Raw genomic sequence first — 5,058 nt, 5'->3', positions numbered from 1 at the left:
GCGTAACCGATTGCAACGGCTCAATCGCAAGACGCTCGGATATTCAAAATCATCCGAAATGCACGATAGGATCATCGGTACTTACATCGAACGCGAGTACTACGTTTGATGCTACATCAACTCATTGAATACACGACCCGGCAGACACGTTCGATATGGCGAAAGCCCAGGCGCAGGTCAATAAGCAGGATGAGATTCATAAAGCGCGGATGGTAAGCCGCCTGGAAACGCAGAACAAGATTTATAACGTTCTGACGCCGGAGCAGAAAAAGCAGTTTAACGAAAATTTTGATAACCGCATCAATCACAAGATGACGGAACCCGCTGAGAAGACTGCTGCTAAGTAATTCAGCTTTTCTCTTCTGACAACCGCCTTACTCACCTTGCAAGCCCGTTTATGGGGTAACCGATGAGAAGGCGGTTTTTTACGCCAGAGACGCTCACAGGCCACCGGTTAACGTGCGAGTAACGTAAGACACTCATTATGGGTTAGCTTGCGATAAAACGGGCGTATGTGCGCCTGAACGAACTGCAAAATCGCCTGCTCGTCTATGGATTCGGCCCTGGACGGGTAATCCCCCAACCACTGTCATACAGTTGGTAATAGAGGTTGTTCAGGTAGCGTGCGGCCTCGGAGAAAAAGCGTGGGCCAAAGTCGAAAAAGTGCTGAGAAAACAGATATAAGCTCTCTTCTATGCTCTTGGCGTTTGGGGTATTCAGCAAATACCACAACTGTAACTTCAGCCAGACCAGGGCGCTGGCATCTGTGCTGGGCCTAATGAGATGGTCACCCCCACTCTGTGAGCGGTACGCTGGCAGGGTGTTTTTCTTTCAGGAGAGGCAATCATGGAAAACGTTACTCTTATTGGTATCGATCTCGGTAAATATTCTTTCCACATTCATTGCCAGGATAAGTCAGGTAACGCGCTTCTGCGTAAGAAGTTTACGCGCACAAAGCTAATGCAGTTTTTGGCGACGTGCCCATCCTCGGTTGTTGTCATGGAAGCTTGTGCCGGGGCAAACTTTATGGCGAGGCGTATCAATGATAGCGGCCATGAAGCAAAACTTATCTCTCCGCAGTTTGTGCGCCCGTTTATCAAGAGCAATAAAAATGATTTTGTTGATGCAGAGGCGATATGTGAAGCTGCATCCCGGCCATCAATGCGTTTTGTTCAGCCGAAAACTGAGGTTCAGCAGGCGATGCGAGCACTGCATCGGGTCAGGGAATCTCTTATCATAGATAAAGTAAAAACCACTAACCAGATCCATGGTTTTCTGCTGGAGTTTGGGATAAGCCTGTCAATCGGCGAGGCGGTAATAAAGCGACTGTCTCTGGTGCTGGCTGAGCACGAAACCCCAGAATACCTGAGCCGTCTGCTGGTTAAGTTACATGCCCACTATCTTCACCTTGTCGAGCAAATAGCAGCGCTAGAATCAGAATTAAATCAGTTAATCAAAGCTGATGATACTGCACAGCGAATTATGACAATTCCAGGGGGCGGGCCGATTACTGCCAGCTTACTTTCATCACAGCTCGACGATGGAAAACAATTTTCATGTAGCAGGGATTTTGCTGCTTCCACAGGGCTTGTACCGCGACAATACAGTACAGGAGGCAAACCGACTAGGGATAAGCAAACGAGGTGATAAAAATTTACGCAAACTTCTGGTTTAATGTGCCCGCTCATTCATGATGCGACTTAAACATCAGCAGGGCAGGCTTGCTGAATGGGTTTGGGGGCAACTCGATAACAAACATTCAAATATTGTTGCCTGTGCTCTGGCAAACAAACTGGCGCGAATAGCCTGGTTAATCACGACTAATCACAATGAATATCAGGCCTGATGTTATATAGAACTACATCAAGACACTGATTATTAAGTAATTAACTAGTAGTTACCTATCTGGTTTTTCGAAGACTGATTATTGATGACATGAACGGCATATCGGCCTGCTGAAAAACATGACGACAAAAATGGCTCACTGAAGCAGAGGGCCTTTTCAGGTTCACCAGGCGCGTGCATCTCGCCCATAGAGACGCCGGATAGATTGAAGCAAGCCCACCATTAGTCAAAAATCAGTGTTGCAAAAATGGGGGTGACCATAGATTTTGTTGGTGCAGTGAACATTTCGTGCGCGTTGACCTACGCGGTTATTTGCACCGTACTCACACGCGCCCGACACGGGGCGCTCAATCGCCCTCGCACGTGGCCCCTGGCTTTTCGCGGGAAATAACGCCGCTATGCGGTGCCTTCGGGGACCGAGCCCACTGACGGGCCGCCAGCGATGCGGAAAACGCGTCTCATCCATGAGACTCGCCCCTACGGGGCCGCTGGTAGCAGCGTTCGAAAATGCTCCCGGCATTTTTGTAAGACGCGGCGCTGACTTTCGCGGCGTCCTACCGCTCACCCTGTGGCCTCGTTCCCCTCAGCGTTATTTTTTACGCGCTATAACATCAACCAATTCAAGGCATTAAAATTATGTGGCTTTACGCTATTTTATTTGAGGCTTCCTCGGCTGCTGCGCAGGCACAGGCCCTGTTACCGCATCTGCCTTGGATTCGTAGTCACGTCGCACAATCTCTAACGCAGCCAGGACCACATCGGGCGTGATATCGCTCTCTTCCAGCAGCATAATCAGATCGACGGCCAGTTTGACCTCTGGCGGGGCATTTTCCAGCGACATGCGTTAGGTCCTTTGGTTGCGGTTACTGCCCTTGTTCACGCCTTTCCACCTGACGCTCTAAACGCGCCAGCGCCTGACGACACCGTGCTAACCGGCCTTCGAGCGCGGCTATCTCTCGTTGCAACTGTTGCTGCGCGTTCAACGTTGTCGCTCTGTAGAGTTGGCTTTCCCTGTCCTGAATCATCAAATTCAGGCGTCGTTCATAGTCCTGGTGCTCTGCCAGCTTTTGATACAGATCGCTGGCAATGGCGACTGGCGTCTTCTCCTCCTGACGGCGTAGCACCTGTGTGGAGAGTTCTCGTTGTAGTGCGCCGATCTGCGCGACCAATTTCTCCGTCATGAACGCGACGCGTTCGGTACGGCTTTCTGCTACCAGATGGCGCAAGGACTGAAAATTTTGCTCAACTTCATTCAGATAATCGCGCAAACGCGTGCCATTTGATTGAAACAGTTGGCGATCAAAACGGGAATAGGCCAACGGCCTGTCTGCCAGTGGAGCGACCGCCTGAGCCAACAGGACAAGTTGATGTTCCAACGCCTGAAGAAAATGGTGGCGGTTCACGGATTGACCCACATAATAAAATGATAAAGCCAAGCTTGCACGGGATTGTCAGCAGGCACAAGCCTTTTGCGCGTAGGGAAGAAAGATGAACGCATCTTAACTAACGTCAGGGAAGGGCGGGATGCTAGAGTGCTAGGCTGTGTCCCTTAATTGTATAACTTCTTGTAAAAGAGGCGGATGCAGCCCAGTTTAACCATCGACAGATAATTCCTCGCCGTTTTGTCATAACGTGTGGCAATATGGCGGTATTCTTTTAATCGGCCAAAACATCTTTCCACTACATTGCGATGACGGTAGGCGTCACTGGCGAACCGTGAGCGCCCGTCCGAAGCCATTTTTTCATTCGTTTTTCGGGGGATGACTGCCTTTATTCCCTTTCGTTTCATCTCGTTGCGTAGTGCATGCCCTGAATAAGCTTTGTCAGCCAGCACCGCATAACCACGACGCTTCATGCTGCCATTATGGCGCTGAACACCACTACCGTCCAGAAGACGTAATGCGAACTGGCTTTCGTGAGCCTGTACGGTGCTCAGCAGGATGTTTAACGGGAGACCACTTCCGTCTGTTGCCAGATGGATTTTGGTGCCAAAACCACCGCGAGAGCGACCCAGACCGTTATCTCCGGCGATATCGGGATGTTTTTTTGAGCACCGGCAGCACATTTCAGCGCCCGGATATTACTGCCATCCAGCGCCGTGGCAGACCATTCAACGAGACCATGCGCATCAAGAGCAGAAAGTAACCTGTTGAAAATAATGTTAATCACACCCGATTTTGACCACCGATTAAAGCGGTTATATACGGTTTTCCACGGAACATATCGCTCATGTAAATCACGCCATGGAGCACCTGAGCACAGAATCCAGAACATACCATTGATGATTTTACGATGTTCTGCCCATGGACGTCCGGCATGTGGTATTGCTGGTTCAGCAGGCAGTAAAGACTGGATGATCATCCATGCTTCATCGGGAAGGTCGTAGCGAGCCATAGTTCAATATACTGTGGAAACATACGGTTACTATAAATCAGGCAATTAAGGGACACAGCCTAGCCATTGGTTTATGAGGGAGAGAAAATGTACTACTACAGTGCGAAGGAAAACACATTCTGCACGGCGGAATTGAAGCAGGCGTATATTGACGCAGGGAGCTTCCCGCAGGATGCCATTGAAGTGAATGATGATGTCTGGCTGGAATTTGCGGGCAACCCGCCGCCGGATGGCAAGGAGCGCACCGTGGGGGAAGCGGGTCTGCCTGTGTGGGTAGATATTCCTCCTCCCACACCTCAACAGCATATGGATGAGGCGGAGAGGAAAAAAGCCTCGTTGATACAGCAAGCCTCCGCAGCTATTGCTCCACTACAGGATGCGGTAGACCTCGCTATGTCCACGGATGCAGAAAGGGCGCAGTTTATAGCGTGGAAAACCTACCGTGTGCTGCTTAAACGGGTGGATATCAGCAAAGCGCCGGCTATCATCTGGCCGGAAGCGCCAGAAGGTGAAAAAACGGGGAATTAGCGCCGGTCGTCGAACAGAGTGGCCAGTTCATCATCGGACAGGCAGGTCGACATTTTGACGATGGTGCGTTCAACACCGTTGGCGATAAGTTGCCTTGCAATTTTGAGTGAGGCATTATGCTCGCCTTCCTGGCGACCTTCTTGGCGTCCGAGGTGAATGCCTTCTTGCCGACCTTCCTGGCGCAGCTGTTCTGCAATCTTCATGACATCCTCCTGATAATCTTGTGTCTGTACCGCGATGGTGTGCAAAAACTGTCTGGTATATGAGGTTTCGCCTCGACCTACAATATAG

At 50.3% G+C, this 5,058-nt stretch carries 6 protein-coding genes and 3 pseudogenes; 4 read left to right on the top strand and 5 right to left on the bottom strand.

Annotated features, from left to right (window positions below; translation table 11 throughout):
• Window positions 1-109, top strand: a 109-nt coding sequence (locus tag QZ506_RS08160) for an IS1 family transposase (RefSeq protein WP_291968657.1), incomplete at its 5' end; no start/stop codon positions are given.
• A 19-nt stretch (window positions 110-128) separates the two neighbouring features.
• Window positions 129-347, top strand: a pseudogene (locus QZ506_RS08155) (Spy/CpxP family protein refolding chaperone); the annotation flags it as partial.
• Between the two features lie 202 nt (window positions 348-549).
• Here QZ506_RS08155 and QZ506_RS08150 read toward each other — a convergent pair.
• On the bottom strand, window positions 550-732 hold the full coding sequence (locus tag QZ506_RS08150; RefSeq protein WP_291970289.1) for a hypothetical protein: 183 nt from the start codon (window positions 730-732) through the stop codon (window positions 550-552).
• A gap of 114 nt (window positions 733-846) precedes the next feature.
• On the opposite strand from QZ506_RS08150, the pseudogene QZ506_RS08145 reads away from it, so the two are divergent.
• A pseudogene (locus QZ506_RS08145) lies at window positions 847-1,846 on the top strand (IS110 family transposase).
• 648 nt (window positions 1,847-2,494) lie between these two features.
• On the opposite strand, the gene rsmS reads toward QZ506_RS08145, so the two are convergent.
• From rsmS to QZ506_RS08130, 3 genes are all read right to left on the bottom strand, one after another.
• Window positions 2,495-2,686 carry a pleiotropic regulatory protein RsmS gene (gene rsmS / locus QZ506_RS08140; RefSeq protein ID WP_291970288.1) on the bottom strand — a complete coding sequence of 64 codons (192 nt, stop codon included), beginning with the start codon at window positions 2,684-2,686 and terminating at the stop codon, window positions 2,495-2,497.
• A gap of 22 nt (window positions 2,687-2,708) precedes the next feature.
• Window positions 2,709-3,248, bottom strand: a complete 540-nt coding sequence (gene priC / locus QZ506_RS08135) for a primosomal replication protein (RefSeq protein WP_291970292.1) — start codon at window positions 3,246-3,248, stop codon at window positions 2,709-2,711.
• 146 nt (window positions 3,249-3,394) lie between these two features.
• Window positions 3,395-4,239 (bottom strand): IS5 family transposase gene (locus QZ506_RS08130; protein ID WP_291970286.1). Its coding sequence is split into 2 segments (ribosomal slippage): window positions 3,395-3,894 and window positions 3,894-4,239, totalling 846 coding nucleotides; the frame shifts between segments, so codons are not numbered across the junction.
• Between the two features lie 87 nt (window positions 4,240-4,326).
• Between QZ506_RS08130 and QZ506_RS08125 the strand changes: the two genes are divergently transcribed.
• Window positions 4,327-4,767 carry a tail fiber assembly protein gene (locus QZ506_RS08125; protein WP_291970284.1) on the top strand — a complete coding sequence of 147 codons (441 nt, stop codon included), beginning with the start codon at window positions 4,327-4,329 and terminating at the stop codon, window positions 4,765-4,767.
• Here the strand turns inward: QZ506_RS08125 and QZ506_RS08120 are convergent.
• Window positions 4,764-5,058, bottom strand: a pseudogene (locus tag QZ506_RS08120) (ISNCY family transposase); the annotation flags it as partial. The gene QZ506_RS08125 and the pseudogene QZ506_RS08120 sit on opposite strands and share 4 nt — an antisense overlap.

It is taken from the genome of Candidatus Symbiopectobacterium sp., assembly GCF_020054415.1.
Classification (GTDB): Bacteria; Pseudomonadota; Gammaproteobacteria; order Enterobacterales; family Enterobacteriaceae; genus Symbiopectobacterium.
This window is presented reverse-complemented; position numbering and strand designations above follow the sequence as displayed.

Coding starts and splice junctions, on each gene's coding strand:
- rsmS (WP_291970288.1), bottom strand. CDS start 2,686: ATGTCGCTGGAAAATGCCCCGCCAGAGGTCAAACTGGCCGTCGATCTG.
- QZ506_RS08125 (WP_291970284.1), top strand. CDS start 4,327: ATGTACTACTACAGTGCGAAGGAAAACACATTCTGCACGGCGGAATTG.